Raw genomic sequence first — 25,937 nt, 5'->3', positions numbered from 1 at the left:
ACCCCCATGCACGGATCGCCCGACTGCTCGTCCGGATCCTCGGCGACCGGCGTCGACCCGGCCGCGTTCCGCTCGGTGCTGGGCAGGTTCCCGACCGGCGTGGTCGCCGTCACCGCCCTCGATCCCGCATCGGGGTTCCCCGCGGGACTGGCCGTGAACTCGTTCACGTCCGTCTCCCTCGACCCGCCCCTGGTGGCGTTCTGCGTTGCGCACACCAGCACGACATGGCCGATCATGCGCACCGCCGCCCGCCTGTGCGTCAACATCCTGGCCGAGCCGCAGCGGGACGTCTCCGAGCGGCTCGCCTTCGGGAACGGCCCGGACAAATTCGTCGGCGTCCGCTGGACGCACGGCCCCGGCGGAGCTCCCCTGATCGACGGCGCGCTGGCGTGGATCGAGTGCTCGGTCGAGCAGGAGCACGTCGCCGGCGACCATCTGATCGTCGTCGCCCGCGTCCACGACCTCGCGGAACACCAGGGCGCCGGCCCCCTGGTCTTCTACGGGAGCGGCTACGGCGCCTTCACGCCCTTCACACCGTCTCCGGGGCTCTGAGCCGGGTCAGGACCTGGACGGGGTCGGACAGGACTTCGGCGAAGGCGAACTCGGCGGCGCCGACCAGGGTGGTGTCGTCGCCCAGGGTGGCGGTGCGGAGCTTGACCTTCTCGCGGGGGGCGGCGAGGGCGCTGGTCGCCAGGACGCTGCGGATCTGCGCGGCGGCGCCCAGGAAGATGTCGCGGAGCGTGCCGCCGAAGATGACCATGCCGGGGTTGAAGAGGTTGACGAGGTTGGCGACGCCGAGGCCGAGCCAGGTGCCGACGCGGTGCAGCGCCTCCCGGGCCTTGATGTCGCCGGCGTCGGCGGCGGCGACGATGGCGCGGACCGCGTCGCGTCCGGGCTGGCCGGGGATCTCCTCGCGGCCGGCGTGGTCCAGCAGCGTCCGCTCCCCCACCTCGGCCTCCAGGCAGCCCTTCGAGCCGCAGGCGCAGGGCCGGCCCCCGGGGTTGATCACCATGTGCCCGATCTCGCCGCCGAACCCCTCGTCGCCGCCGAGCAGCCGGCCGTGCGCGATGATGCCGCCGCCGACGCCGACGTCGCCGTGCAGGTAGATGAGGTTGTCGCAGCTCACCCCCGCGCCGCGCTCGTGCTCGGCGAGCGCGCCGAGGTTGGCGTCGTTGCACACCGAGACGGGGATGCCGAGGCCGAGGCGGCGGGACAGGGCGTCGCCGAGGCGCAGCCCGCCCACGTCCAGGTTCGGCCCGAACATGATCGTGTCGTCGGAGCGGCGGACGGTGCCGGGGAATCCGAGGGCGGCGCCGACGCAGACGGCGTCGCGCTCGGCCTTGCGGACCAGGGATCGGGCGCCCGCCACGAGCACGCCGAGCAGGTCGGCGGGGTCGGAGTCGCGGGCCCGTACGCCCTCGCGCCGGTCCAGCACGACGCCGCCGAGGCCGACGCGCGCGACGACGAGCCGGTCGACGCCGACCTCGAACGCCAGCACGTACACGCGGGTGGACTCGGGCCGCACCACGAGCGACGGGCGCCCGGCGCGGCGCCCCGGGCCGCGCGGCAGCTCCTCGCGGACCAGCCCCGCGGAGGTGAGGTCGGACGTCAGCGCCATGATCGTGCTGCGGTTGAGGCCGAGGGTCTCGGCGAGGACGGCCCGGGACGCGGGGCCGCGCAGATGCACGAAGCGCAGCAGTGTCCCGAGATTGTGGCGCCGGATGTCCTCTTGTGACGGGCCCGCCTTCATCATCGGCGCAGCCCCAGCTCTCCGCTGGCGCCGGAGGTGATCAGCTCCACGACCTGCCGGTGGGTGACGTCGGCGGTGCGGACCTGGGCGACCATCCGGCCGAGGTAGAGCGCGGCGATGCGGTCGGAGACCGCGAACACGTCGTTCATGTTGTGCGAGATCAGCACGACGGCGAGGCCCTTGTCGGCGAGCCGCCGGATCATCTCCAGGACCTGCTGGGTCTGCGCGACGCCGAGCGCGGCGGCGGGCTCGTCCAGCACCACGAGCTTGCTGTCCCACAGCACGGAGCGGGCGATCGCGACGGTCTGCCGCTGCCCGCCCGACAGGTTCGAGACCCGCTGCCGGACCGAGCCCATCGTGCGGACGGCGAGGCCCGACAGCGTGGTGCGCGCCAGCTCCTCCATGAAGGTCTCGTCCAGGGCGATGCCGCGGCGCTCCTCGCGGCCGAGGAACAGGTTCTGGACGATGTCGAGGTTCTCGCAGAGCGCGAGGTCCTGGTGGACGATCTCGATGCCGAGGCGGCCGGCGTCGCGGGGGGATCCGACCCGCACCTGCTCGCCTTCGAAGCGGTACTCGCCCTTGTCGAAGGAGTGGATGCCGCCGATGCACCTGACCAGGGTGGTCTTGCCCGCGCCGTTGTCGCCGACGAGCGCGGTGACCTCGCCTGGATAGGCGGAGAATGCGACGTCCTGCAGCACCTTCACCGAGCCGAAGCTCTTCTCGATACCGCGCAGGTCCAGAACGGGCGTCACTGACATGCCGAGGGGCTCCCACCGTGCCACGCCGCCGCCGCGCGCCAGGCGGTCGTCGTGAGTGAGCGTAGCAGTCGGTCTTCCCGGCCGGGCACCGTCGGAAGTCCGGTCCGGCCGGTTCCGCGGCCAGGCCCGGGAGCCGGTGGGGCGGGCCACCGGCTCCCGGGCGTTTCCGGCCGCGTTCACGGGGTCACCGTGTTCACGGGGTTACCGCGTCCACGAGGTCACCGGCCGGTACTGGACCGGCGGCGCCTCGCCAGGGCGTCGATGCTCGCGGCGAACAGCAGCACGACCCCGGTGATGAGGTAGCTGAGGTACGCCTTGGTGCCGAGCAGCCCGAGCCCGTTGGCGATGAGCGCGATGACGAGGCCGCCGAGCACGGCGTCGCGTGCCTTGCCGCGCCCGCCGAACAGGCTCGTCCCGCCGATGACCGCGGCGCCCACCGCGTACAGCAGGGTGTTGCCGCCGCCCGCGTCGGTGGCGACCGAGTTGAGGCGGGACGCCGCGACGATGCCGCTGATCGCCGCCAGCGCGGAGGCGATCATGAAGACGGAGATCCGGATGCGGGTCACGTTGATGCCGGCCCGGCGGGCGGCCTCGGCGTTGCCGCCCACCGCGTAGATGTGCCGGCCGTAACCGGTACGGCCGAGCACGAACGTGCAGATGACGAGAAGGGCGCCGACGAGCAGCACGCCCCACGGGATCCCGCCGAGGGTGATCAGCGGGCTGGGAGCGCGGTCCAGGCTCAGCACGTAGGTGCTGAGCAGCAGCGCGAGCCCGACGACGGCGCACTGGGCGATCACGAAGCCCAGCGGCTTGGAGTGCAGGTTGCGGACGTGCTGCCGGCGCCAGCGCAGGAGCAGCGTCGCGGTGTAGGCGATGACGCAGGCGATGGCGAGCGCCCAGCCGAGCCAGATCGGCATGTTCTTGTTCGAGAGCGCCACGACGAAGTCGTCGCGGACGGGCACCGTCCCGCCCTCGCCGATGAGCCACAGCGTGATGCCCTGGAGGCCGAGGAAGAACGCCAGTGTCACCACGAACGACGGGATGCGCAGGAACGCGACCAGCCAGCCGATCACGGTGCCGATGACGACGCCGATCGCGATGGCGCTGAGCACCGCGACGTACCAGGGCTGGCCCGAGTCGGCCATCAGCTTGGCCATCACGGTGGCGCAGACACCGCTGGACACCCCCGCCGCCAGGTCGATCTCGCCCAGCAGCAGGACGAAGACGAGCCCCATGGCGAGGATCGTGATGGGCAGCGCCTGGGTGGCCAGGTTCGCGATGTTGCCCTTGCTGAGGAAGGTCTCCGGCTTCAGCGCCGTGAACAGCGCCACCAGCGCGATCAGTCCGAGGATCGCGGGGAGCGCGCCCAGCTCACCGGCCTTGATCTTGTGCCAGTAGTCCAGCAGCGCGGAGTTCATGTCATGCTTGCGCCGGTCGTTCGAGAAGTCCGAGTCCGCCAGCTTCACGGCGGCCTCCTTGCTTTGGGGGAGGTCAGTGGACATCTGGTCCCCTTTCAGATGCTCTCGGCGGCGGTCTGCGGCGCGAGGCCGAGATCACCGGAACGGCCGGCGGTGATGAGCTCCACGACCTGGCCGTGGGTAACCTCGGAGGTGGCGACGTCCGCGGCGACCCGGCCGAGGTAGAGGGCCGAGATACGGTCGGCCACCTCGAACACGTCGTTCATGTTGTGCGAGATGAGCACGACTGCGTGTCCGGTGTCGGCGAGGCGCCGGACGAGGTCGAGGACCTGCCGGGTCTGGGCGACGCCGAGTGCGGCCGTGGGCTCGTCCAGGATCACGACCTTGGACTCCCACAGCGCCGCCTTGGCGATGGCGACGGTCTGCCGCTGCCCACCGGACAGGCTCGCCACCTGCTGGCGGACGGACTTGACGGTGCGGACCGAGAGCCGGGCGAGGGTCTCCCTGGCCGCTTCTTCCATGGACGGCTCGTCCAGCACGATGCCCTTGCGCCGCTCGCGGCCGAGGAACATGTTCTGCACGATGTCGAGGTTGTCGGCGAGCGCGAGGTCCTGGTACACGACCTCGATGCCGAGCGCGGAGGCGGTGCGCGGTCCGTCGACCGAGACGGGCTTGCCCTCGAACTCGATCTGTCCCGAGTCGATGGGGTGGATCCCGGCGATGCACTTGATCAGGGTCGACTTGCCGGCGCCGTTGTCGCCGACGAGGGCCATGACCTCGCCAAGGCGCACGGAGAAGTCCACGTCGTGCAGCACATGGACGGGGCCGAAGCTCTTGTTGAGCCCGGTCAGGCGGAGGACGGGGTCTCCTTTTTCAGCCACGAGTTTCCTTCCAGAGGTTCGGGCGTCTTAGCCCGTGGCGGGCCCCTGGCGTCCCGTATTTCCGGGAGGCCGGGACGCCCTCAGCGGGGGAGGGGCCCGCCACGGAGTCAGCGTCGGGCTCCTACTGGATGCCCGCGTCCTTGCACTTGGCCGCGTACGCGCCCTTGCACAGGTCTTCCTTCTTGACGAACCCGTCGTCCGTGACCTGCTTGATGTTGTCCTTGAAGACGCCGATCGGGGTCAGCAGCACCGACGGCACGTCGCGCTTGCCCTCCGGGTCGTTCGTCGTCCCGTTGGTCTCGCCCTTCTCACCCTTGATGAGGGACACGGCGAGCTTGGCGGCCGCCTCGGCCTCCTGCTTGACCGGCTTGTAGACCGTCATGCACTGGTTGCCGTCGAGGATGTTCTGCAGCCCCTCGAGCGTGGCGTCCTGACCGGTGACGGAGACCTTGCCGGCCTGCTTGTTCTTCTTGAGGATCGAGATGACCGCGTTGCCGATGCCGTCGTTGGCGGCGACCACACCGTCGATCTTGCCGCCCTTCTCGGTCCACATCTGCTCGAAGATCGTGGCGGCCTGCTCGGCCTTCCAGTCCGGCACGGCCTGCTCGGCGATCTTCTTGTAGGAGGTCGCCTTGTCGAGGATGTTGTGGGCGCCCTTGGCGAACAGCGTCGCGTTGTTGTCGGTCGGGGCGCCGTTGAGGTAGGCGATGTTGGCCGACTTGTCACCGAGGCACTTCTGCAGGCCCTTGCCGAGCTCCTCGCCGACCTTCACGTTGTCGAAGGAGACGTAGTAGTCGGAGACGCCGCCGAGGGCGAGCCGGTCGTAGTCGATGGTCTTGACGCCCTGCGCCTGCGCCTTGCGCTGCACGGCGGCCGCCGAGTTGGAGTCGATGCCGTCCAGGACCAGGACCGTGACCCCGCTGGTGAGCATCTGGTCGGCGATCGTCTGGAAGCGCTGGGTCGAACCCTCGGCGTTCTGGATGTCGTAGGCCACGCCGGCGGCCTTGAAGGCCTGCTCCAGGTACGGCCGGTCAAAGCTCTCGTACCGGACGGAGGAGGTCGTGTCGGGCAGGATCACGCCGACCTTGCCCTTCGAGCCAGAGCCGCCCGAGTCGTTGGAGTCGCCGTCCCCGCACGCGGTGAGGCTGAGCGCCGCCGCCGTCGTGACGGCCAAGAAGCTGAGGATCCCCTTGCGCATTGCCCGGGTCCTTTCTGGGGGGTGGCCGCCGTGCGGCCGGGGGGTGGTAGCCAATGTCGTGAGCGAGATCACCCGCTCCGACGGGAATGTTGTGTCCCGCAACTTACGTCGCGCATGTCCGTCGCGCCAGACTTCGGGCTGATTTCATTTGTTGTCGGCGGTAACAATCATGTAACACGAGATCAACACGGGTGGAACACGAGGGGTACCGCGAGGACGGCGGGAGGGCGCCGGTCACCGCGCGGGCATGCTCGGGCGGACCCGCGCCGGCGTAAATGTTTCGTGGGTCAACATTCACCGCGACCCGGCGTCAAGACACGCCTCACCCCAGCGGTCGCGGCTTGCCCGAGGTGCGCTACGAGCAGGCCCGTGCCAAGCCACGACCCGAGGTGTCACAGCCGGGGCGCACACCAAGCCGGGCCGCGCCGCAAGCCCTGGCACAGGCCGGGCCGCGCTCCGGGGCAGCGATCTGCGGCGGTGGGCGGTCCGGGCGGTGCCGGAGGTCAGGCGCGTGCCGTGGCCCGGGTGGGCCCCGGTCTCGGCGGGGCCCAGATCAGGCGGACAGGACGCGGGCGACGCGGTCGGCCGCGGCGGCGGCGTCGGCGGCGGGCGCGATGCGCTCGGCCCACGACCACCAGTACCACCAGCCGTCCGCGCCCTGCTCCGCCAGGATGTTCTCCGTCAATGCGGCGGCGTCGGGATTCATCACATGCAGGCTGGGCGACTGGCCGCGGGGCAGGGTGAGACGCACCCGGAGGCCGCGCTTGACCAGCTCCTCGCCGAGCTCTTCCAGATATTCGATCCGCGTCTTCGACGGCGCGGCTGTTCCCGTATCGTCAGGCGTCATCCTTGTTTCCTCACGGACTCCGTGCGGCCCGACGTGCGACTCAGCCTCCCTCTTCGCCCGCCCGGGCGCAAGCACCCCGGCCTGCCGGCCGCGAGGTGAGCGGGGCGGGACCGCGAGGGCGGACCGCGTTTCGGAGGTCGACCGGACCCTATCCGGGATATCTTGCGCTTGGCAGATGAACCGGCACATGGGGGCTGACGATGACGGTGGACGCGGGTGCCCAGCCAGGTTCCGGGCCGTCCGCCGCGCCGGTCCGCGGCGCCGCGCGGACGTGGCACCGGTTCCACTACGCGGTCGGCGTGTTCGTCATCGCCTACGGCGTGGCGGCCCTCGCGAGCGCGGCGGCGCTGTGGGGCGACCGGCTGGACGAGATGGAGGGCTACTTCGGGTCCGGACCGGCCACGGGGATCCTGGTCCTCGCCAAGGCGGCCGAGGTCCTGCTCGTGCTCGCCGCGGTGGCGGGCGTGGTCCTGCGCCGCGACCTGCTGCTGGTCCCGCCGGTGGCGGGCTGGATGGCCGGGTTCGCGATGTTCGCCGTCCTGGACGTCTTCACGGGCAGGTGGGGCGGCCTCGTCGAGCACCTCGCCTATCTGGCGGCGTTCGTCGTGCTGCTCTTCCTCTCCTACGGGCTGAGCGCGAAGGCGCAGCTCGCGAGGGCGCCGAAGGGCCCCGCGCCGGACGGGTCCCCGCGCGGTCCGAGCGGCCTGACCTGGACGCAGGAGTTCGCCCTCCAGGCCATCAACCGGGCCGCCGCCCTCACCGGCCCGCGAACGCGCCCGGACAAGCGCGACTGATCTTGGCAGAAGTTGCCGTTGGTGGCGCACCCGGCGGGTGCCACGTTGTGGCTCATGAGAGCCCGAAAACTGGCGCTGCCTGTGGTGATGGCCGCGTCCCTGGCGGTCCCGGCGTCGCTCGCCGCGCCCGCCGCCGCGCTGCCCGCCGCGCCCGCGGCCGGCTGCGACCCGACCCGGACCGCACCGGTCTACCGGGGCAAGGTCCCCTCCCCCGAGCAGGTCCTCGGCTTCGACCTCGGTGAGCGGCCGGTCAGCGCCGCCGAGTCCGACACCTACCTGGAGACGGTCGCCGCCCGGAGCGAGCGCGTCGTGTCCGGGACGCTGGCCACCACCGCGCAGGGACGTCCGCTGAAGTACGCGATCGCCGGACGTCCCGAGCTGATCTCCAAGGCCGGGCTGGCCAAGGTGCGGTGGGAGGCGGGCCTGCTGCGCGACCCGCGCACGCCGGCCGCGCTCGCCAAGCGGATCACCGATCGCGGCGTCCCGATCCTGTGGGTCAGCGGCAACGTCCACGGCGACGAGCCGAGCGGCACGGACGCGGCCTTGCGGGTGCTGCGCGACCTCGGCGACCGTGCCGACTGCGCCGCGACGGGGATCCTCGCCAACACGCTCGTGATCGTCCTGCCGACGCAGAACCCGGACGGGCGCACGCTGCAGACGCGGCAGAACGCCTACGGCTTCGACATGAACCGGGACTGGTTCGCGCGCACGCAGCCGGAGACCGACGGCAAGCTCGCGATGCTGAACCAGTACCCGCCCGCGCTCTACATCGACGCCCACGAGATGGGCGGGGACTCGTTCTTCTTCCCGCCGAACGCCGACCCGATCTACCACGAGACGCCCGAGCAGGCGATCGGCTGGATCAACGACCTGTACGGCGCGTCGATGGCGGCCGAGTTCACCCGGCAGGGCATCGACTTCTTCAACAGGGACGTCTACGACCTCTTCTACCAGGGCTACGGCGACACCGTGCCGACCAGCGCCTTCCACGCCGCCGGGATGACCTACGAGAAGGGCGACGAGAGCCCCTACCCGGACCGGGTGAAGGAGCAGTACCTCACGCAGTGGGTGTCGCTGTCGGCGGCGGCGCGCAACCGGCACCGGATCCTCACCGAGTGGCGCCAGATGACGGTCGACGCCTACGCGCAGGGCAAGGCCGGGAAGCTGGAGCCCAACCAGATCTACAACCCGCCGAACAAGATCGACCGCCAGGTGCCGGACCGGAAGGTGCGGAGCTACTTCCTGCGCGACGACGACCCGGCCAAGCGCGCCGAGGTCGCGCTCGTCGTGCGGCGCCTGCAGCGCATGGGTGTGCGCGTCGAGAGGCTCGCCCGGCCGCTGGCGGTCCCGGACTTCAAGGCGTACGGGCGTCCTGAGGCCGCGACGACGCTGCCCGCGGGCACGTACTGGATCTCGATGGCGCAGGGCCAGAAGCACTGGATCCAGTCCATGCTGAACGAGGACTCCTACACGCCGTTCCCGTACTTCTACGACGTGACGGCGTGGAGCCTGCCGCTGCTGGGCAACATGTCCGGCGGGTCGTCCGGCGCCGTCCTGCACCCGCGGGCCGTCCCGCTGCGGACGGTCCCGGCGCCGCGTCCGGGGCACGAGGGCAAGGCGCCCAGGCTGGGCATCCTGCAACTGTCGGAGACGTCCTCGTCCGCGCGGCAGTCGGCCGGGTGGCTGAGGCACCGCCTCGACCGCGACTGGAAGCTGCCGTTCACGCTGCTCACTCCGGCGGACGTCGCGGTCGGCAGGCTCAAGGACGTCGAGGTCCTCCTCACGCCGAACGGCCCGGCCGCGTCGGCCCACACGGCGCTCGGCGACGCCGGACGCTCCGCGCTCCAGCAGTGGACGCGGGACGGCGGCCGCTACATCGGCTGGCAGGGCGGCACGGAACTCGCGGCCCGCCTCGGGCTGACGAGCGCGACGCTCGCGGAGCCGACGTCCGACATCCCCGGCACGCTGCTCCGCGTGAAGGTGGACGGGGCGAGCCCGCTGTCGAAGGGCGTCGGTGCGACGGCGTGGAACTTCACGTCCTACGACCCGGTCATGAAGGCGTCGAGCGGCGTCGTCGTGTCCTACCCGCAGGCGGATTCGCCGGACTGGTCCGTGTCCGGGTTCGAGCGCGGCGCGTCCGAGCTGGGCGGCACCGCTGCGGTCGTCGACCAGCCCCTCGGAAAGGGACGGTCCGTGCTGTTCGCGGCCGAGCCCAACTTCCGCGCGTTCAGCGACGGGACGGCCAAGCTGCTCTACAACGCGATCCTCGGCCCCGACCCGGCCAGGGCGGCGGCACCGCAGGCGACCGCGACGGCGAAGGCGGCCCAGGAGGCGGCGCAGCTGCCGTCCTACGAGTCGCCGGTCCGCGTCTCGGTCAAGGCCGCGGACGCCGCGAAGGCCGAGTCCCTGCTGCGGTCCGCCGGCGCGACATGGACGCGGAGCGGCGCCGGCGGCGTCGTCCACTACGTGATCGACAACCCGAAGGGCCTGCCGGCGGACCACCACCCGTTCGCCGGGCGCCTGCCGTCCCTGATCCGCAAGGCCGGGATCACCCCGGTCGCGGTCGTCCTTCCCTGACCCGTCCCGCGCGGCGCGCCGGCTCGTTCCGGCGCGCCGCGCCCGGTCTCACCCCTCTTTCCGAACAAGCCAGGCGATCGCGGTCATCGTGCCGGGCGGGACCTCGGTGAAACCGCCGTCCCGGACCGCGACGGCCGCCTCCTTCACGCACCGGTCCCACGGCACGTCCCGCGCCAGGTGGACGGGGGCGCCCGCCTCGACCCACTCCGCCACATGCCGGCGGCGGCCCTGGCGGAGCAGCAGCTGGGCGGCGTGCCCGCACTGGGCGGCGGCCTTGCCCGTCGTGATCGTCACCGCCGGGTTGAGCGCGATCACCGCGTACGGGGGCTCCGGCGGCGCCGCCGGCTCCTGCGCCTCCGCCAGATCGAGGCCCGCGACCTGGAGCTTGGCCAGCTGGGGCGGGACGTCCGACACCGGCCCCGGCGGGAACGCCCGCACCTGGGCACCCGCGTGCCGGACGGTCACGCCGGGCAGCGCCTCCGCCTCCGGCCAGCGGACGCCGCGGGCCCGCCGCGTCACCTTGCGGATCCGGCGCGACTCCCACTCCCGGACGGCCTCCCGCCACTCCCCCTCGGGCTCGGCGGCGCGCGGATCGGTCAGCAGCCGGACGACCGCCGTCGCCGCCGCCTCGCAGACCGCGTCGTGACTGGGCGGATCGGCCTTCTCGGCGCGTACCACCAGTTGCATCGCCCACGGCGGGTCGTCCAGGGGGTCATAGTCGGGTCGCACCCCGTGGAGTATTCCAAACCCCGTTCCGCTTCCCGTGGGCGGTAGTGGGTACTGCAACTCTTGCCGTCCCCCGGACGTCGTTCAGGTACGGGAGGTCGCCGGTGACCAGTGGCGCATGGAGTGATTCCCTACCGGGAATCGGGACGTTCTTCGTCGGTATCGACGTCGCCCCCGGCCGCTACCGCTGCGAGGACGGCAAGGGCGGCTGGTGGGTGCGCTTCACCGGCCCCGGCGGGGGCGACCCCGTGGGCTCCTGGCCGCTGCCCGCCGGCCCGACCGAGATCGAGATCGCGCAGACCGACTTCGCGTTCGAGACCCACGTCTCCACGTCCTGGCGGCGCATCGCGCCGCCCCGCTCCCCCGAGGACGGCGCCCCGCCCGAGCCGCGGCCGGTCGCCGACCCGGCGCTGCGCGCCGAACTGGACACGATCGTCGCGCGCCGCAAGCCGCTGGTGTGGCTGGCGCCGCTGTCGGTCCTCGCCCTCGGCCTGGTCGGCTCCCCGCTCCTCGGCTCGCTGTGGCTGATCGGGCTCGGCATGCTCGCGGTGCTCGTCGCGCTCGGGACCCCGTCGGTCTCGCTGGACCTGCGGCGCGCCCGGGAGCTGGAGCGCCGCCGCGACCGCTACTTCGTCCCCGAGGACTTCGACGACGACGGCCGCGCCCTGCTCGCCCGCGTCCAGGCGGCCGTCGACGCCGTCCGCGACTCGCAGGTCAACCGCGAGGGCCTGCTGGACGCGGTGGACAACGCCGTCACGCTGCCCCGCCAGGAATGGGAGATCGCGCAGGTCCTGGCGAAGCAGTCGAAGCTGCGCGCGGACCAGGCCGACATGGCCGGCACCGACACGCTCCCCGAGGTGGAGGCGGCGCTGCGGCCGCTGCGCGACAAGCTCGACACCTCGGTCGAGGCCGTGACGCGCCGCATAGAGGCCCTGGAGCGCTACGCCGAGCGCGCCAGATCGGCCGACGAGGTGCTCCGCGCCCAGCGCCACCTGGAGTCGATCGCGGAGAGGGCACACGAGTACGACGAACTGCTGGCCGACACCGTCCGGGACGACCTGGCGCTGCCCGCCATCGAACGCCTGACCGAACAGGGCGACGAACTCCTCCGCACCCTCCGCGAACGCCTCGCCCAGGCCGCCGAAGCGGGCGGGGAGCTCCCGCCCCCCTCCTAGTCAGGCGGTGAGGGTGCGGACCTGGGCCGGGGAGGTGAAGAGCTCGGCGCGCATGCCGGTCTCGCGGGCGGCGAGGACGTTGTGTTCGTTGTCGTCGAAGAACAGGACGTCGGCGGGCTTGACGCCGAGGCGGCCGGCGCAGATCTCGTAGGCGCGGGGGTCGGGCTTGGCGACGCCGATGTGGCAGGAGTAGACGCGCTCGTCGAAGCGGGAGAGCCAGGCGCCGTGCCGGGCCTCGAAGCGGGGCACCAGGTCGCCGATGATGTTGGAGAGCAGCCCGAGCGTGCGCCCCCGGTCGGCCAGCTCGCCGACCAGGGCGACCATCTCCTCGTCGACGTCGGTCCAGCTTTCGAGGTCGGCCTCGGTCAGCGCGGGGACGTCGGGGAACGTGGCGCCGAGCAGGCCCGCGACGTCCGCCCAGTAGGACGCGCTCTCCTGGCCGGCGTCGTAGGCGGGGCGGCAGGCCCAGTAGGCGTCCCAGAACGCCGGGCCGGGTGTCCCGGCGATCTCCTCGATCCGCTTCACCGCCTCGGGCGTCTGGGTGCGGGCGATCACTCCGTACAGGTCGAACACGATCACATCGGGCATGCCCCGAGCCTAATCGGCGCGGCCGGCGACCCGGGAAACCGCTGTAGCAAGCGCTTGTTGCACGTCGTACGCTTGTCCGGCCGCCGAATCGAGCAAGCGGTTGGGCGACACGGCATAATGAGAGGGTGACGACCACGAGCGCCAAGTCCGGACGATCGAGAACCCGCGGCGCCGGCGAGGACGCGCCCCGCCGCCGCGGCCGCGGAGCCCCCGCGCTGGCGTCCGAACGGCGCGCCCACCTGGTCAGGCTCGCGGCCGAACTCTTCGCCGAGAAGGGTTTCCAGGCCACCACCGTCCGCAACATCGCCGACGAGGCGGGCATCCTGTCCGGCAGCCTCTACCACCACTTCGACTCCAAGGAGTCGATCGTCGACGAGATCCTGTCGGGGTTCTTCACCGAGATCATGGCCGCCTACCAGGCGGTGATCGACGAGAACAAGAACCCGCAGGACACGATCGCCGGGCTCGTCCGGGTCGCGTTCGGCACCCTGGAGCCGCACCGCGCCGCGATCACGGTCATGCAGAACGACTGGAACTACCTGCGGGGCATGGACCGGTTCGCCTACCTGACCAAGTCCGAGGACGAGGTCGAGAAGATGTGGGTGACCACGCTCCAGGCGGGCCAGGCGGAAGGGCTGTTCCGTCCCGACCTCGACCCGAAGCTGACCTACCGGATGATCCGCGACACCGTCTGGGTGGCCGTCCGCTGGTTCCGGCCCGGGGGCCGGCTGAACGCCCAGGGGCTCGCCGAGCACTACCTCAAGGTGATGTTCGACGGCATCAACCTGCACTAGCCCGCAGGCTCGCCCGGTCCGGCCCGGCCTCGCGCACGGGGCGGGAGGGCAGGATCCGCCGCAGCGGCCCCGGGAGCCACCAGTTCGCCTCGCCGAACAGCTCCATCAGCGCCGGGACGAGCACCAGCCGCACGACGGTCGCGTCGATCAGGATCGCGACGCCGAGGCCGAGTCCCATCTGCTTGACGGCGACGTCCGCGCCGAGCAGCACCGACAGGAACACCATCACCATGATGGCGGCCGCCGCGCTGATCACGCGGGCGGTGCGCGACAGGCCGAGCGCGACGGCCTCGCGGGTGGCCACGCCCTCCTCGTAGGTCTCCCGGATGCGGGACACGAGGAACACCTCGTAGTCCATGGACAGCCCGAACAGGATCGGGAACATCATCAGCGGCACCCACGTGGTGACGGGCATGTCCGCCGGGAAGCCGAGCGCGCGTCCCGCCCACCCCCACTGCACGACGGCCGTCAGCACCCCGTACGCCGCCGCGATGGACAGCAGGTTCATCAGGGCGGCCTGCACCGCCACCGTGACCGACCGGACGAGCCCGACGAGCAGCAGCAGCGACAGGCCGACGACCACGGCGATCAGCAGCGGCAGCCGGGTGGAGACGCTCTCGGCGAAGTCGATCGAGGCTGCGTTCGGGCCGCCGACGTGGGCGCGGGCACCCGTCCCCGCGACGGCGCCGGGGATGACGTCGTCGCGCAGCGTGTGGACGAGGTCGGGCGTCCGCTCGTCCTGGGGGCCTGTCTTCGGGAACGCCATGACGATGGCGGCCTCCCCGTCCCGGCTGGCTCGCGGGGGCTGGACGGCGGCGACGCCCGGCGTCGCGCGGACCGCGTCGGCGATCCGACCCGCCTCCGCGAGGCCGCCGCCCTCGGTGACGATGATCAACGGCGCGGCGGTCCCGGGCCCGAAGCCCTCCGCCATGATCCGGCTGGCCTGGTAGCCGCTGTGGTCGTGCGGCTGGGTGCTGGAGTCCGGCAGGCTCAGCCGCATCGACAGCGCGGGGACGGCGAGGACCAGCAGGACGGCGGCCGCGCACAGCCCGGCGACGACCGGGTGCGCCTGCACGACCCGCGCCCAGCGCTCGGCGAGCGGGCGGCGGGCCCGGCCGAGGCCGGGGACGCGGAGCCGGTCGATGGCGTGCCCGGCGAAGCCGAGCAGCGCGGGCAGCAGCGTCACGGCGGCCAGCATCGTCATCAGCACGGCGACGCCGGCCGCCACCGCCACGCCGTTCAGCAGCCTCTGCTGCATGATGAACAGGCCCATGAGCGCTATCACGACGGTGGTACCGGCGAACAGCACGGCCCGTCCGGCGGTGGTGACGGCGGTGACCGCCGCCTCCTCCGGGCCGGCGCCCGCGTGCATCTCCTCCCGGTGGCGGGTGACGATGAACAGCGCGTAGTCGATGCCGACGCCGAGCCCGATGAGCGCCGCGATGATCGGGCTGAAGGAGGGCGCGGGCAGCAGGTGCCCGAGCAGCATGATCAGCGCGAGCCCGGTGCCGATGCCGAACAGCGCGGTCACGATGGGCAGCCCCATCGCCAGCACCGACCCGAACGCGACCAGCAGGATGACGATGGCGGCGAGCAGGCCGATGCCCTCGGACGGGCCGCCGCCGGGCGTCTCGGCGGCGTCCACCGCCGAGCCCCCGAGTTGTATCCGGACGGGCCCGGAGTCGGCGCGCACGTCGTCCAGGAGCGCGGTCACCTCCGTCCTCGGCATGTCGTCGGACGAGACGTCGAGGCCGCCTGTCGCGAACGCGGTCCTGCCGTCCCCTGAGATCTGGCCGGGCGTCTCGTACGGCGACGACACGGAGGTGACGTGCGGCGTCTCGGCGAGCCTGTCGATCGCCCGCTCGACGCGCGCCTTCACGCGCGGGTCCCGGACGTCGCCGTCGGCGCGCACCGCCAGCGTGATGGAGTCGCCGCTGCGCTGCGGGAAGTGCTCCTCCAGCAGGTCCGACGCCTTCGCCGAGCCGGAGCCGCCGCCGGAGAAGTCGTTCAGGGGCTCGGCGGCGAAGCCGAAGCCGAGCGTCATGACGGCGATCGTGCCGACGATCCAGCCCGCCAGTGTCAGGCGCCGCCTCCGGTAGCAGAACCGGGCCAGCCTTGCGAGTCTCATGGGTACCGCCTCCGCGGGCGCGCGCTTCCCGCGGACGCGCCGCACCTAGGGGATGTGATTGCGCGCTCAGCGTCCTCTCCGGTTGAGCCCGCGGGCATCCGGCGGACGGTGTCACCTAGGGAAGCCGGCTACATCCGCCGGAGTACATCCGGCGCGGTATCCCACGGTCCGAGGGCAGGAAGGCCCATAGTGTGCTTAGTCACGATTTGCGGAGTAGGAGTGACGCCTTGGTCCGTGGGGACGCTGTTACGGGAGAGATCTACCGGGGGAGGGCGGCATGACGGCTCGACAGGGGGCCGCAGGCCGCGACGAGCCGGTGCCCGCGGCCCTGCGCGCCGCGACCGCGCGCGCCCTCCAGCAGCAGTTCCCGGGCGTGCGGGTCTGGTACGGCGAGGCGACGGGGTCCTGGTGGGCCATGGTGCCGCTGCGCGATGGCCCGCGGCTGCTGGAGGCGCCGTCCTCGCAGCAGCTCCGCGAGGAGATCATGAGCATCCGGTCGCGGGGGTGAGCCCGTCCCGCCCGCCGCATGGCATCGCCTGGATTCCGCGACGCCCGCAGGGATGAACGCCTGCGGGCGGGGAACGACCGACATCTCGCGAACGACGCGTCCTGCTTCGCCGCCCGCCGGGAACGGGGCGCGATCCGTTCCCAGCGGGCGTCTCTGAGGAAACTAACCCGAAAAGTCTTCGGGCACAAGCGCTTGCTCGGTTTCGACCTCGGAGCGGCGCCTCGGCGCCGCCCCTCTCAGGCCGGTTCCGCTACAACTCGTACTGGATGGACGCGCGCTCCGCCGTGATCGGCGTGATGTACCCGTCGACCGCCGCGCGGTGGACCGGATGGTCGCGGTAGACGAGGTAGGCGTCCAGGTCGGCGAAGTCCGCGACCACCGCGAAGTCGTACGCGCCGGGGTTCACGCCGGCGTTCACCCCCACGCCGTACTCCCGGATCTCCGGGATCGCGCCGGGCAGCTCGCCGAGCTGCGCCGCGACCTCGTCCTGCTGGCTCGTCGTCGTGCCTTCGGTCCATCTGAACAGCGCTATGTGCCGGAAACCACTCATGGCGGCACGCTACAGGCGGCCCACCCGTCTCAGACGTCTCCGAGCTCCGCCGCCGTGATCGCGCCGAGTTCCCAGCACGCCTCCAGGTCGGCCTTGCCGGGCTCGCCCGTCACCACCACGGGCGGCTGGACGGCCTTCCACTTCAGCCCGGTGGTGATGGCGTCCAGGGCACGCACAGCGCCGGTGGCGTCGTTGTTGCCGTGCAGGAAGGCGCCGAACGGGCGGCGGACCGTCTCCTCCAGGCAGGGGTAGTAGATCTGGTCGAAGAAGTGCTTCAGCGCACCGGACAGGTAGCCGAGGTTGACCGGCGAGCCCAGGAGGTAGCCGTCCGCCTCCAGGACGTCCACGGCCGTGGCGGCCAGCGCCGCGCGGACCACGACCTCCACGCCCTGGATCTCGTCGGTCGACGCGCCGGCGCGCACCGCCTCGACCATCGCCTGGACGGACGGCGACGGCGTGTGGTGGACGAGCAGGAGCCTCTTCATCACTACGAGGCTAGCGGTGTCCCGCCCGCCCGGCCGGGTATGCCCGGAGAGGAGCGCACGGGCTGCGGGTCCGGCCGTACGCTGGGTCAAGGCCCCATAACAACGACCGATTCCGGGAATGAGTTCCGGAAGATCTTGGTTGGGGGCTCAGCGGAGGTGTGCTTCGTGCTATCGGACGAGTCTTTGCGGAGGGGCGGCCTTTCCCGCCCTCCGGCCGGAGGCGGGCCGGGTGCGGCGCCCCATGCGCGGCCCGTCTGGCCGCTGGCGGTGACCGCCGCCCTGGTCGCCACGCTGATCGCGGTGCCCGCGTTCGCGGGCTCCCCGCACTGGCTCGGCCGGCTGTCCCGGCTCGTCACCGGCAGCCCCCTGAGGCCGGAGCACGCCGTGGTGCTCGCCCTCGTGCTCGCGCTCGTCGCCCGGGGCGTGCTGCTGCGCCGCCGCGCCGCCTGGTACGGGCTCGTCGCGCTCGCGCTCCTCGGGCTGCTCGCCGTGGTGTCCGGCGACGACCCGCTGTGGCGGCTCCCGCTGCTCGCCGCCGCCCTCGGCGGGCTGTGGCTGGAGCGCGGCCGGTTCTCCGTGCGCCCGCATCCCGAGCGCGTCCGCGCGGCCGTGAAGACCGGGGCGCTGCTGCTCGCCGCCGCGACCCTCTTCTCGCTGATCTTCGGCGGGGTGTCGGTCCGGTCGGTCGGCGACGTCGCCAGCGGCCTCGGCGCCACCGGCGCGCCCATGGACGGGGCGTCCTGGCTGCCGGGCGTGCTCGGCCTCGCCGGGGCCGCGGGGCTGCTCGTCCTGGTGGTCACCCTCCTCGCGCCCGACCCGGCGCCCCCGCCCGGCGACGAGGCGGAGCGCGGCCGCGTCGCGGGCCTCGTCCTGCACCCCGGCTCCGACACCCTCGCCCCGTTCGCGCTGCGCCGCGACAAGGCGTACGTGTTCAGCGCGGACGGCCGCGCCGCGATCGGCTACCGGGTCCTGTTCGGCATGGCGGTGGCGGGCGGCGACCCGGTCGGGGACCCCGCCTCGCACGCCGACGCCGTGCGGGCGTTCCTCGCGATGTGCAGGACGACGGGCTGGCGCCCGGCCGTCCTCGGCGCGAGCGACACCCTGCTCCCCGCCTGGGGGCGGTGCCGCTCGATCGGCTTCGGCGACGAGGTCGTCATCCGTCCCGCCGAGTTCACGCTGTCCGGGCGGAAGATGCGCAACGTCCGGCAGGCCGTCAAGCGCACCGAGAACTTCGGCGTCTCGTCCGAGATCCTCCCGGAACGGGAGCTCACGCCCGCCCTGCGCGAGAAGCTGCTGGGCGTCGCGTCCAGCTCCCTCGGCGGGGCGGCCGAGCGCGGCTTCTCCATGAACCTGGACGAGTTGCTCACCGGCTACCACCCGGGGGCGATCGTCGCCGTCGCGTACGGCGAGGACAAGGAGCCCATCGCGTTCCAGCGCTACGTCACCGCGGGCGAGGGCGTCAGCCTGGACGCGATGCGCCGCACCCCCGGCGGCCCCAACGGCGTCAACGAGCGCCTCATCGTCGAGATGGTCGAGTACGCCGCCGATCACGGGCACGGGCTCGTCTCGCTGAACTTCGCCGCCTTCCGCGAGCTGCTCGACGCCGACGAGCGCGGCCTGCTGGAGAAGGCCGGCTACCGGGCGCTGCACCTGCTCGACCCGTGGATCGCGGTGGAGTCGCTGTACCTGTTCGACAAGAAGTTCAGGCCGTCCTACAAGCCCCGCAGCGTGGTCTTCCGATCCTGGTTCGACATCGCGTGGCTGGCGGCGGCGCTGCTCACGCTGGAGTTCGGGCGGACGCGCCCCGCCCAGCGCGCCGCCGGCCCGATCACCGAACCCGTCCACCACCTGGGCCGCTCCTGAGGCGGGCCCCGGCTCGGCGGCACATCCTAGAACGTGATTCTATGGAGCCCCCGCCTGAGAGGACCGCGTATGAGCAGCACGGTGCAGGGCCACTGCGATCCGGCGTTCGCCCGCGTCCGCGAGGTGTTCGAGGAGCACTTCGCCGAGGGGCGCGAACTGGGCGCCGCCGTCGCCGTCTACGCGGGCGACCGCAAGGTCGTCGACCTGTGGGGCGGCGTCGCCGACCGCCGCACCGGGCGCGCGTGGCAGCCCGACACGCCCTGCTTCGGGTTCTCCTGCACCAAGGCGGTGACGGCCGCGGCGGCGCTGCTGCTCGCCGAGCGCGGCGCCTACGACCTCGACGGCCCGGTCACGGACTGGTGGCCCGAGTTCGGCGCCGCGGGCAAGGACGCCGCGACGGCCGCCCACCTGCTGTCGCACCAGGTGGGCCTGCCCGCGTTCGCGCGTCCGGTGTCGGCGGAGGAGGCCGCGGACGCCCCGGCCCGCGCGGCGGAACTGGCCGCCCAGGAGCCCGAGTGGACGCCCGGCGAGGGCCACGGCTACCACGCGCTGACCTACGGCTGGCTGGCCGGTGAGATCGTCCGCCGCCATTCCGGCGGACGGACCGTCGGCGCGTTCGTGAAGGACGCCTTCGCCCGCGACCTGGACCTGTGGGTCGGGGCCCCGGACGAGGTGATCGAGCGGGCCGCGAAGCTGTCGGCGGGCCGGCGTTCCGGCGGCGGGACCGACGCGCCCGGGACCACCGAGCGCGACGTCCTGACCCGGCTCGCGGAGGCCTACCTCGACCCGCAGAGCATGATGAACCGGTCGCTGAACAACCCGCATCCCGGCAAGGGCGGCTACAACAACCCGGTCGTGCTGCGCGCCGGATGGCCGGCCGCCGGAATGACGACCACCGCGCCCGCGCTCGCCGGCTTCTACCGCGACCTCACGGCCGGCCGGATCCTGCGGCCGGACACGCTGCGCGAGGCCGTCCGCCCGCGCGTCAGCGGCCCCGACCGCACGCTGCTCGTCCGGAGTTCCTTCGGCCTCGGATTCATGCGCCCCTCGCAGACCTTCTTCACGCCGAGGGCGGGACGGGAGTCGGCGTTCGGCCACACCGGCGCGGGCGGCTCGGTCGGGCTCGGCGACCCCGAGGCCGGGCTCGCGCTCGCCTACCTGCCGAACCTGATGGGCGACCAGGCGTCCGGCGACCTGCGCGCCTACCGGCTGACGCAGGCGGCGTACGCGTCGCTGGCGTAGGGGCGCCGCACCGTCGTGAGGGAGCGATAGCGTCCTGCCCATGGACGTGAACGAACTGCATCCCTGGCCGTCCACACCGCAGGAGGCCGAGGCGATCCAGGACCGGCTGCGTCCGATGCTCGAACTCGGCGTCCCGGGCCCTGCAGCGCCGCGCACCGTCGCGGGCCTGGACGTCTCCTATGCGGGCGACGGCGGCGGCGCGGGTGACCGGCTGGCCGCCGCCGTGGTCGTGCTGGACGCGGCGACGCTGGAGGTCGTGGAGGAGTCGGTCGCCGTGGGGACGGCCGCGTTCCCCTACGTCCCGGGCCTGTTCGCGTTCCGGGAGCTGCCCACGCTGCTCGACGCGCTCCGCGCCCTGGAGACCACGCCCGACCTGCTCGTCTGCGACGGCTTCGGGATCGCGCACCCGCGCCGCTTCGGGCTCGCGTGCCACCTCGGCGTGCTGACCGGCCTGCCGTCCGTCGGCGTCGGGAAGACCGCGTTCATCGGGACGTACGAGCAGCCGGGCCCGCGGCGCGGCGACGCGAGCCCGCTGCTGGACGGCGACGAGACCGTCGGGCGGGTGCTGCGGACCCGCGACGGCGTGAAGCCGGTGTTCGTGTCCGTCGGCCACCGCACCGGCCTCGACGCCGCGTGCCGCACCGTGCTCGCCCTGACGCCCGAGTACCGGCTGCCGGAGACGACGCGCAGGGCCGACCGGCTGTCGCGCGACGCACTCGCCGCGCGCTCCGGGTAGCGCATTCGCCCTGGGAGATGGCAGGCTCGTCCAAAGAAGCAGGCCGGGGGCCACATCAGGCCACCCGCGACCGCTGGACGGTGCCCATGGAGACCCGGCCGATGCGGGCCGACGCCCGCCGCAACTACGAGCGACTCGTCACGACGGCTCGCACCGCCTTCACCGAGCACGGCACGGGCGCGTCCCTCGACGAGATCGCCAAACGGGCGGGCGTCGGATCGGGAACGCTCTACCGGCACTTCCCCACCCGGGACGCGCTGCTGCACGCCGTCCTGCGTGAGCGGATCGACGGCCTGCTCGGGCACGCCAACGCGCTGCTGGCCGAACCGGACCCCGAGGCCGCGCTCGCCCGCTGGCTGCGCACCTACCTCGCGGGCGCGTCGAGCCCGCGCGGCACCTGCACCGTGATCATCGAGGTGATGGGGCCGGAGTGGGCGGCCACCGGGCTCGGCGCCGCGGCCGACGCCATCCGCGCCGCGCTCGGCCGGCTGCTGGAGCGGGCGCAGCGGGCCGGGGCGGTCCGCGCCGAGATCGACCCCGGTGACCTGCTGCGGCTCGCGAACGCGATCGGCGTGGCGTCCGAGCGCACCCCCGACCCCGGCGCGTACGCCGACCGGATGCTCACGCTGCTGTTCGGCGGGCTGCGCGCCGGGTAGGGCCGCCTTGTTCTGTTGACCAAGCGTTCGCTAGGTTGACCGGGAGGCAACGGGCGACGAGGAGCGTTGATGGGGCAGCTTGACGGCAAGGTGGCGCTGATCACCGGTGGCGCACGCGGCATGGGCAAGGCGCACGTCCGCCGGTTCCTGGACGAGGGCGCCAGAGTGGTGTTCGGCGACGTCCTGGAGGAGGAGGGCGCCAAGCTGGCCGCCGACCTCGGGGACGGCGCCCGCTTCGTCCGGATGAACGTGTCCCGCGAGGAGGACTGGCAGCGCGCCGTCCAGACCGCGACGGAGACGTTCGGGGCGCTGAACGTCCTGGTCAACAATGCCGGGATCCTCCGGCACAAGACCATCGAGAACATGGCCGTCGAGGAGTTCCGCCAGATCCTGGAGGTGAACCTGGTCGGCCAGTGGCTCGGCGTGAAGACGGTGACCGCCCCGATGCGCGCGGCCGGCGGCGGCTCGATCGTCAACGTGTCCTCGACCGAGGGCTTCATCGGCGCGGCCGGCCTCGCCGCCTACAGCGCCAGCAAGTTCGGCGTCCGCGGGCTGACCAAGTCCGCCGCCCGCGAGCTCGGCCAGTACGGCATCCGCGTGAACTCCATCCACCCCGGCGGGGTGCTGACGCCCCTGACCATGCAGGACGACATCGTCTCGGCCACGGCCGCCGGCGCCGACGCGTTCATGAAGGCGCTCCCCCTCGGCCGCATGGGCAAGGCGCGGGAGATCACCGGACTCGTCGTCTTCCTCGCCTCGGACGACTCGACCTACTGCACCGGCAGCGAGGTCCTCGTCGACGGCGGCATGCTCACGGGCGCCGGCTACTGAACGCGACGGGCCGCCGGTACCGGCTTGGACCCCCGCACCGGCGGCCCGTCACGCGTCTAAGGGCGCCGCCCCACCCATCCTTCGACCGACTCCAGCTGCGCCGCGAGCGAGATGAGCGTCGCCTCGTCGGAGTCATGACCGAGCAGCTGGGCGCCGATGGGCAGCCCGTCCCCGGTGAACCCGGCCGGGACGTTCACTCCGGGCCATCCCAGCACGTTCCACGTCCACGCGTAAGGGCACGCGGCCGCGACCCCGGACTGCGTCCGCTGGTAGCCGGCCCCGTCGAAGGCCCCGACCCGCAACGGCGGCTGCGCGGTCGTGGGCGTCATCACCACGTCCGCGATCTGGAAGACGCGCCCGGCCCTCCTCCGCAGGTACGGGTCCAGCCGCTTGGCCAGGGGCAGCAGCCGCCTGCCGAGGACCCGCCCCAGCCGCGCTTCGGCCTCCGTCCGGGGATCGGGCCGCGGGTTCGGCAGGGAGTCCAGCCAGTCGGCGACCCCGGCCGTCCCGCGCGGGACGAGCCCGAGCGCCGCCGGCCCGTAGTCGGGATCCGCGGGGAACACCTTGTGCCCGAGGTCGGTCAGCCTCCGCGCGAGCCGCTCGACCGCCGCCCGGATCTGCGGGTCGAGCCTCCCACTGACCCCGAGGGCCGTCCGGTAGGAGACGGCGATCCGCAGGCGCCCCGGCTCCCGCCTCGCGGCCTCGGCGAACGGGGTGATCGGCGGGTCCAGCCGGTAGACGTCCTCGGCGTGGCTGCCGGTCAGCACGTCGAGCAGCAGGGCCGCGTCCCCCACGCTGCGCGCGAGCGGCCCCCACACGGTGATCCCGTTGAACGGATCGGTGTGCGGATACCCGGAGACCCGTCCCCGCTGGGGCTTGATGCCCACCAGGCCCGTCCACGCCGCAGGGATCCGGATCGACCCGGCCCCGTCCGAACCGACCGCCCCCGCGACCATGCCCGCCGCCACGGCCGCCGCCGACCCGCCCGACGACCCGCCCGGCGAGTAGTCGGGATTCCACGGGTTCCTCGCGATCCCGTACTCGCGCGACTCGCTGAACGGCCACAACCCGAGCTCGCACGTCGTCGTCTTCCCCACGATGACGGCCCCGGCGGCCCGCAGCTTGCGCACGACCTCCCCGTCCCGCGCCACCGGCCGGTGGTCCCCCGCCACCGCGAAGGGCGTGGTCTCCCCCGCGATGTCCGTGTCGTCCTTGATGGCGACGGGCACCCCGAGCAGCGGCAGCCGCTCCCCCTCCGCCAGCCTCTTGTCGGCCTCCAGCGCCTCCTGCGCGGCCGCCTCGGCCCGCACCACCCGGAACGCGCCGAGCGACTCCCGCCGGCCGATGGCCTCCAGGCTCTCCTCCACCAGGTCACTCGAGGAGATCTCTCCCCTCGCCAGCGCCTCCGCCTGCCCGGCCAGCCCCAGTTCCACGCCGCCTCCAGCTATCGTTCGTTCGAACGAACGATACTGAACGCACCCGTTGTGGGGAAGACTGTGCACCGATGAGCGCCCGTGACCGGATCCTCCACGCCACCCTCCGCCTGATCGGCGAGCAGGGCATCGGCGCCGTGACCAACCGCGCCGTCGCCCGTGCGGCCGGCGTCTCCCTCGGCTCCCTGACCTACCACTTCCCCAGCCAGGAGGACCTGCTGCGCGAGGCGCTGCACGCCTTCGTCGAGCAGGAGATCGCCCGCATCACGACCTACGTCACGTCCCTCGCCGAGTCCGGCATGGCGCCCGTCGAGGCCGCCGACCAGGTCGAGAAGGCCGTCGTCGAGTTCGCCTACGGCCCCGAGCAGATCGCGAACCTCGAACTGCACCTGCACGCCGCCCGCGACCCGGCCCTCCGCGAGACCTCCACGCGCTCCATCGAGGCCTACGACCGCCTGGCCACCGCCATCCTCAAGGCCCTCGACATCCCGGACGCCGAACACCACGCCCCCGCGATCGTCGCGATGCTCTACGGCCTGGCCCTCCGCCGCCTAGCAACGGGAGACACCACCGCCACGGGCACCGCCGACGCCTTCCGCCTGCTCCTCCTCGGCGCCCTCCCCCGCCCCTGAAAAGGCTTCTGGCCCGCACGGCCCCAGAGCGGGGTTACGGGGCCATGCGGGCCAGGAGTCTGTCTCAATCAGGAACCTCAGTCGGAACCTCAGCCGACGATCGCTCTGCTCTCCGCCTGTGCACCTCCGCCGTGTCTCCGATCTGACACCCGCAACGCTAAGCCGCCCCACCCCCCAACAGAACGCCTTTAAGCCTCACTTAGGGAACCCCTGAGTCAGCCTTATTCGCACCCCGTCCGGCACTGTCCGGGGAAGTCGGCCACGGAGCCGCTCACCTGCAAAAACAAGGGAAGGAGCCCACGGGACCAGTCCGGGCCCGTCCAGCACCGTCGAACCAAACCGACTGGCGTTGGCTCCCCGGATTGGCTCCCGTGGCTCCCCCTCTCAGCAGGGAGGAGGCCACCCTCATGGCCCTAGAAATCACCGCAACCACGATGACCGCCACGGCAGCCGGCAAGGTCATCGCCACCGCCACGCGCACCGACTGCGGCTGGCACGTCACTACCTGGCCACGCCCCGTCGACCGCAACGCCGCAATCACGGCCCTGATGCTCGCCGAACGCCTCCTCACCCACGGCGAGGACGACCCATGCGCCCAGGAGTGGCGACGGGAGCTGGGCCGTGAATGACCGCCTCATCCGCATCACAACCGCGCTCGCCGTGGTGGCAGTAGCCGCCGTGGCCGCCGTCATCTCGTACCGCCACGCCTACGAACTCGTCCACTCCCACGGCGAGTCCGGCCCCACGGCACGCCTCGTCCCGTTCACAGTGGACGGCCTCATCTGGGCGGCATCCATGGTGATCCTGGACGCCAGCCGCCGAAAGCACCCCGCACCGCCCTTGGCCAAGTGGAGCCTCGCCGTAGGCATCGTGGCCACGGTAGGCGCCAACGTGGCGCACGGCGCGACCCACGGCCTCATAGGCGCGATAGTCAGCGCCTGGCCAGCCCTCGCCCTCGTCGGCAGCTTCGAACTCCTGATGACCCTCACGCGCAGCGCAGCGCGCGGGGACCTCGCCCAGGACGAGGAACGCACCAAAGTGGAGCAGACGCCGGAACAGGCGGTACGGGACGAGTACAGGGAAAGCCTGAACGGTCCGGGCCGTCCGGTCTCTCAGCGCTACCTTGCCGAGAAGTACGGCATCGACCGCCGCAAGGTGAAGCAGATCATCACCAGCACGGAGCAACCTGCTCCGGCATGAACCAGGGAGCCCAGTCACGCCCCCACCGGCCGTGGCTGGGGCTTCTCCGTGTGCTTCCAGTACCTCGCTTGCCCCCAGGACGGCGAGTGAAGCGTTCTCACATCAGGCCATTACTCGAACAGGTGCTCGATGCATGGCGTGCGGCCCCAACTGGTCACCCGACATGG

At 72.5% G+C, this 25,937-nt stretch carries 26 protein-coding genes; 14 read left to right on the top strand and 12 right to left on the bottom strand.

Annotation, left to right across the window (positions count from 1 at the left end; genetic code table 11):
• The first annotated feature begins 6 nt into the window (after nucleotides 1–6).
• Nucleotides 7–552 carry a flavin reductase family protein gene (locus tag BJ999_RS12595; RefSeq protein WP_179833467.1) on the top strand — a complete coding sequence of 182 codons (546 nt, stop codon included), beginning with the start codon at nucleotides 7–9 and terminating at the stop codon, nucleotides 550–552.
• Here BJ999_RS12595 and BJ999_RS12590 read toward each other — a convergent pair.
• The 6 genes from BJ999_RS12590 to BJ999_RS12565 form a co-directional block, all read right to left on the bottom strand.
• Nucleotides 530–1,750, bottom strand: a complete 1,221-nt coding sequence (locus BJ999_RS12590; RefSeq protein WP_179838500.1) for an ROK family transcriptional regulator — start codon at nucleotides 1,748–1,750, stop codon at nucleotides 530–532. The genes BJ999_RS12595 and BJ999_RS12590 overlap by 23 nt on opposite strands.
• Nucleotides 1,750–2,508 (bottom strand): ATP-binding cassette domain-containing protein, encoded by a 759-nt coding sequence (locus BJ999_RS12585; RefSeq protein ID WP_179833466.1) that lies wholly within the window; start codon nucleotides 2,506–2,508, stop codon nucleotides 1,750–1,752. The genes BJ999_RS12590 and BJ999_RS12585 overlap by 1 nt, the downstream gene beginning before the upstream one ends.
• Before the next feature lie 218 nt (nucleotides 2,509–2,726).
• Nucleotides 2,727–4,010, bottom strand: a complete 1,284-nt coding sequence (locus tag BJ999_RS12580) for a sugar ABC transporter permease (protein ID WP_179833465.1) — start codon at nucleotides 4,008–4,010, stop codon at nucleotides 2,727–2,729.
• Nucleotides 4,011–4,021: 11 nt separating this feature from the next.
• Complete coding sequence (locus tag BJ999_RS12575; RefSeq protein WP_179833464.1) at nucleotides 4,022–4,807, bottom strand: ATP-binding cassette domain-containing protein; 786 nt, start codon at nucleotides 4,805–4,807, stop codon at nucleotides 4,022–4,024.
• Between the two features lie 121 nt (nucleotides 4,808–4,928).
• The gene (locus BJ999_RS12570; protein WP_179833463.1) at nucleotides 4,929–6,005 is read right to left on the bottom strand and encodes a sugar ABC transporter substrate-binding protein; all 1,077 of its coding nucleotides are present in this window, start codon (nucleotides 6,003–6,005) and stop codon (nucleotides 4,929–4,931) included.
• A 553-nt stretch (nucleotides 6,006–6,558) separates the two neighbouring features.
• Nucleotides 6,559–6,852 carry a hypothetical protein gene (locus BJ999_RS12565; protein ID WP_179278877.1) on the bottom strand — a complete coding sequence of 98 codons (294 nt, stop codon included), beginning with the start codon at nucleotides 6,850–6,852 and terminating at the stop codon, nucleotides 6,559–6,561.
• 200 nt (nucleotides 6,853–7,052) lie between these two features.
• Between BJ999_RS12565 and BJ999_RS12560 the strand changes: the two genes are divergently transcribed.
• Complete coding sequence (locus BJ999_RS12560; RefSeq protein ID WP_179833462.1) at nucleotides 7,053–7,646, top strand: hypothetical protein; 594 nt, start codon at nucleotides 7,053–7,055, stop codon at nucleotides 7,644–7,646.
• A gap of 54 nt (nucleotides 7,647–7,700) precedes the next feature.
• Nucleotides 7,701–10,223: a M14 family zinc carboxypeptidase gene (locus BJ999_RS12555; RefSeq protein ID WP_179833461.1), complete on the top strand. Its 2,523-nt coding sequence runs from the start codon at nucleotides 7,701–7,703 to the stop codon at nucleotides 10,221–10,223.
• 48 nt (nucleotides 10,224–10,271) lie between these two features.
• Here BJ999_RS12555 and BJ999_RS12550 read toward each other — a convergent pair whose 3' ends face one another.
• On the bottom strand, nucleotides 10,272–10,952 hold the full coding sequence (locus BJ999_RS12550; RefSeq protein ID WP_179833460.1) for an aminoacyl-tRNA hydrolase: 681 nt from the start codon (nucleotides 10,950–10,952) through the stop codon (nucleotides 10,272–10,274).
• Between the two features lie 101 nt (nucleotides 10,953–11,053).
• On the opposite strand from BJ999_RS12550, the gene BJ999_RS12545 reads away from it, so the two are divergent.
• Nucleotides 11,054–12,124, top strand: a complete 1,071-nt coding sequence (locus BJ999_RS12545; protein ID WP_179833459.1) for a hypothetical protein — start codon at nucleotides 11,054–11,056, stop codon at nucleotides 12,122–12,124.
• On the opposite strand, the gene BJ999_RS12540 is transcribed toward BJ999_RS12545, so the two are convergent.
• A complete protein-coding gene (locus BJ999_RS12540; protein ID WP_179833458.1) occupies nucleotides 12,125–12,712 on the bottom strand; it encodes an HAD family hydrolase in 588 nt (195 codons plus the stop codon).
• Nucleotides 12,713–12,837: 125 nt separating this feature from the next.
• On the opposite strand from BJ999_RS12540, the gene BJ999_RS12535 reads away from it, so the two are divergent.
• On the top strand, nucleotides 12,838–13,506 hold the full coding sequence (locus BJ999_RS12535; RefSeq protein ID WP_179833457.1) for a TetR/AcrR family transcriptional regulator: 669 nt from the start codon (nucleotides 12,838–12,840) through the stop codon (nucleotides 13,504–13,506).
• Here the strand turns inward: BJ999_RS12535 and BJ999_RS12530 are convergent.
• Nucleotides 13,493–15,634: an MMPL family transporter gene (locus tag BJ999_RS12530; protein WP_179833456.1), complete on the bottom strand. Its 2,142-nt coding sequence runs from the start codon at nucleotides 15,632–15,634 to the stop codon at nucleotides 13,493–13,495. The two genes, BJ999_RS12535 and BJ999_RS12530, sit on opposite strands and share 14 nt — an antisense overlap.
• A 277-nt stretch (nucleotides 15,635–15,911) precedes the next feature.
• Here BJ999_RS12530 and BJ999_RS12525 point away from each other — a divergent pair, with 277 nt between their 5' ends.
• Nucleotides 15,912–16,142, top strand: a complete 231-nt coding sequence (locus tag BJ999_RS12525) for a hypothetical protein (protein ID WP_179833455.1) — start codon at nucleotides 15,912–15,914, stop codon at nucleotides 16,140–16,142.
• 250 nt (nucleotides 16,143–16,392) lie between these two features.
• On the opposite strand, the gene BJ999_RS12520 is transcribed toward BJ999_RS12525, so the two are convergent.
• Nucleotides 16,393–16,692 carry a Dabb family protein gene (locus tag BJ999_RS12520; protein ID WP_179833454.1) on the bottom strand — a complete coding sequence of 100 codons (300 nt, stop codon included), beginning with the start codon at nucleotides 16,690–16,692 and terminating at the stop codon, nucleotides 16,393–16,395.
• 29 nt (nucleotides 16,693–16,721) lie between these two features.
• On the bottom strand, nucleotides 16,722–17,177 hold the full coding sequence (locus tag BJ999_RS12515) for a flavodoxin family protein (RefSeq protein ID WP_179833453.1): 456 nt from the start codon (nucleotides 17,175–17,177) through the stop codon (nucleotides 16,722–16,724).
• Between the two features lie 267 nt (nucleotides 17,178–17,444).
• Here BJ999_RS12515 and BJ999_RS12510 point away from each other — a divergent pair, with 267 nt between their 5' ends.
• The 5 genes from BJ999_RS12510 (at nucleotide 17,445) to BJ999_RS12490 (ending at nucleotide 22,505) form a co-directional block, all read left to right on the top strand.
• Nucleotides 17,445–19,040: a bifunctional lysylphosphatidylglycerol flippase/synthetase MprF gene (locus BJ999_RS12510; protein WP_179833452.1), complete on the top strand. Its 1,596-nt coding sequence runs from the start codon at nucleotides 17,445–17,447 to the stop codon at nucleotides 19,038–19,040.
• Between the two features lie 69 nt (nucleotides 19,041–19,109).
• Nucleotides 19,110–20,282: a serine hydrolase domain-containing protein gene (locus BJ999_RS12505; RefSeq protein ID WP_179833451.1), complete on the top strand. Its 1,173-nt coding sequence runs from the start codon at nucleotides 19,110–19,112 to the stop codon at nucleotides 20,280–20,282.
• Between the two features lie 40 nt (nucleotides 20,283–20,322).
• A complete protein-coding gene (locus BJ999_RS12500) occupies nucleotides 20,323–21,018 on the top strand; it encodes an endonuclease V (RefSeq protein WP_179833450.1) in 696 nt (231 codons plus the stop codon).
• Nucleotides 21,019–21,104: 86 nt separating this feature from the next.
• Nucleotides 21,105–21,674 carry a TetR/AcrR family transcriptional regulator gene (locus BJ999_RS12495; RefSeq protein WP_218935042.1) on the top strand — a complete coding sequence of 190 codons (570 nt, stop codon included), beginning with the start codon at nucleotides 21,105–21,107 and terminating at the stop codon, nucleotides 21,672–21,674.
• A gap of 69 nt (nucleotides 21,675–21,743) precedes the next feature.
• The gene (locus tag BJ999_RS12490; RefSeq protein WP_179833449.1) at nucleotides 21,744–22,505 is read left to right on the top strand and encodes a glucose 1-dehydrogenase; all 762 of its coding nucleotides are present in this window, start codon (nucleotides 21,744–21,746) and stop codon (nucleotides 22,503–22,505) included.
• A 56-nt stretch (nucleotides 22,506–22,561) separates the two neighbouring features.
• On the opposite strand, the gene BJ999_RS12485 is transcribed toward BJ999_RS12490, so the two are convergent.
• Complete coding sequence (locus BJ999_RS12485) at nucleotides 22,562–23,938, bottom strand: amidase (RefSeq protein WP_179833448.1); 1,377 nt, start codon at nucleotides 23,936–23,938, stop codon at nucleotides 22,562–22,564.
• A gap of 71 nt (nucleotides 23,939–24,009) precedes the next feature.
• On the opposite strand from BJ999_RS12485, the gene BJ999_RS12480 reads away from it, so the two are divergent.
• The 3 genes from BJ999_RS12480 to BJ999_RS12470 all read left to right on the top strand — a co-directional run bounded on the left by BJ999_RS12480 (nucleotide 24,010) and on the right by BJ999_RS12470 (nucleotide 25,770).
• Nucleotides 24,010–24,570 (top strand): TetR/AcrR family transcriptional regulator, encoded by a 561-nt coding sequence (locus tag BJ999_RS12480; RefSeq protein WP_179833447.1) that lies wholly within the window; start codon nucleotides 24,010–24,012, stop codon nucleotides 24,568–24,570.
• A 407-nt stretch (nucleotides 24,571–24,977) separates the two neighbouring features.
• On the top strand, nucleotides 24,978–25,199 hold the full coding sequence (locus BJ999_RS12475) for a hypothetical protein (protein WP_179833446.1): 222 nt from the start codon (nucleotides 24,978–24,980) through the stop codon (nucleotides 25,197–25,199).
• Complete coding sequence (locus tag BJ999_RS12470; protein WP_229809863.1) at nucleotides 25,192–25,770, top strand: DUF2637 domain-containing protein; 579 nt, start codon at nucleotides 25,192–25,194, stop codon at nucleotides 25,768–25,770. The genes BJ999_RS12475 and BJ999_RS12470 overlap by 8 nt, the downstream gene beginning before the upstream one ends.
• Nucleotides 25,771–25,937 lie beyond the last annotated feature (167 nt).

Source organism: Actinomadura citrea (assembly GCF_013409045.1).
Classification (GTDB): domain Bacteria; phylum Actinomycetota; class Actinomycetes; order Streptosporangiales; family Streptosporangiaceae; genus Spirillospora; species Spirillospora citrea.
This window is presented reverse-complemented; position numbering and strand designations above follow the sequence as displayed.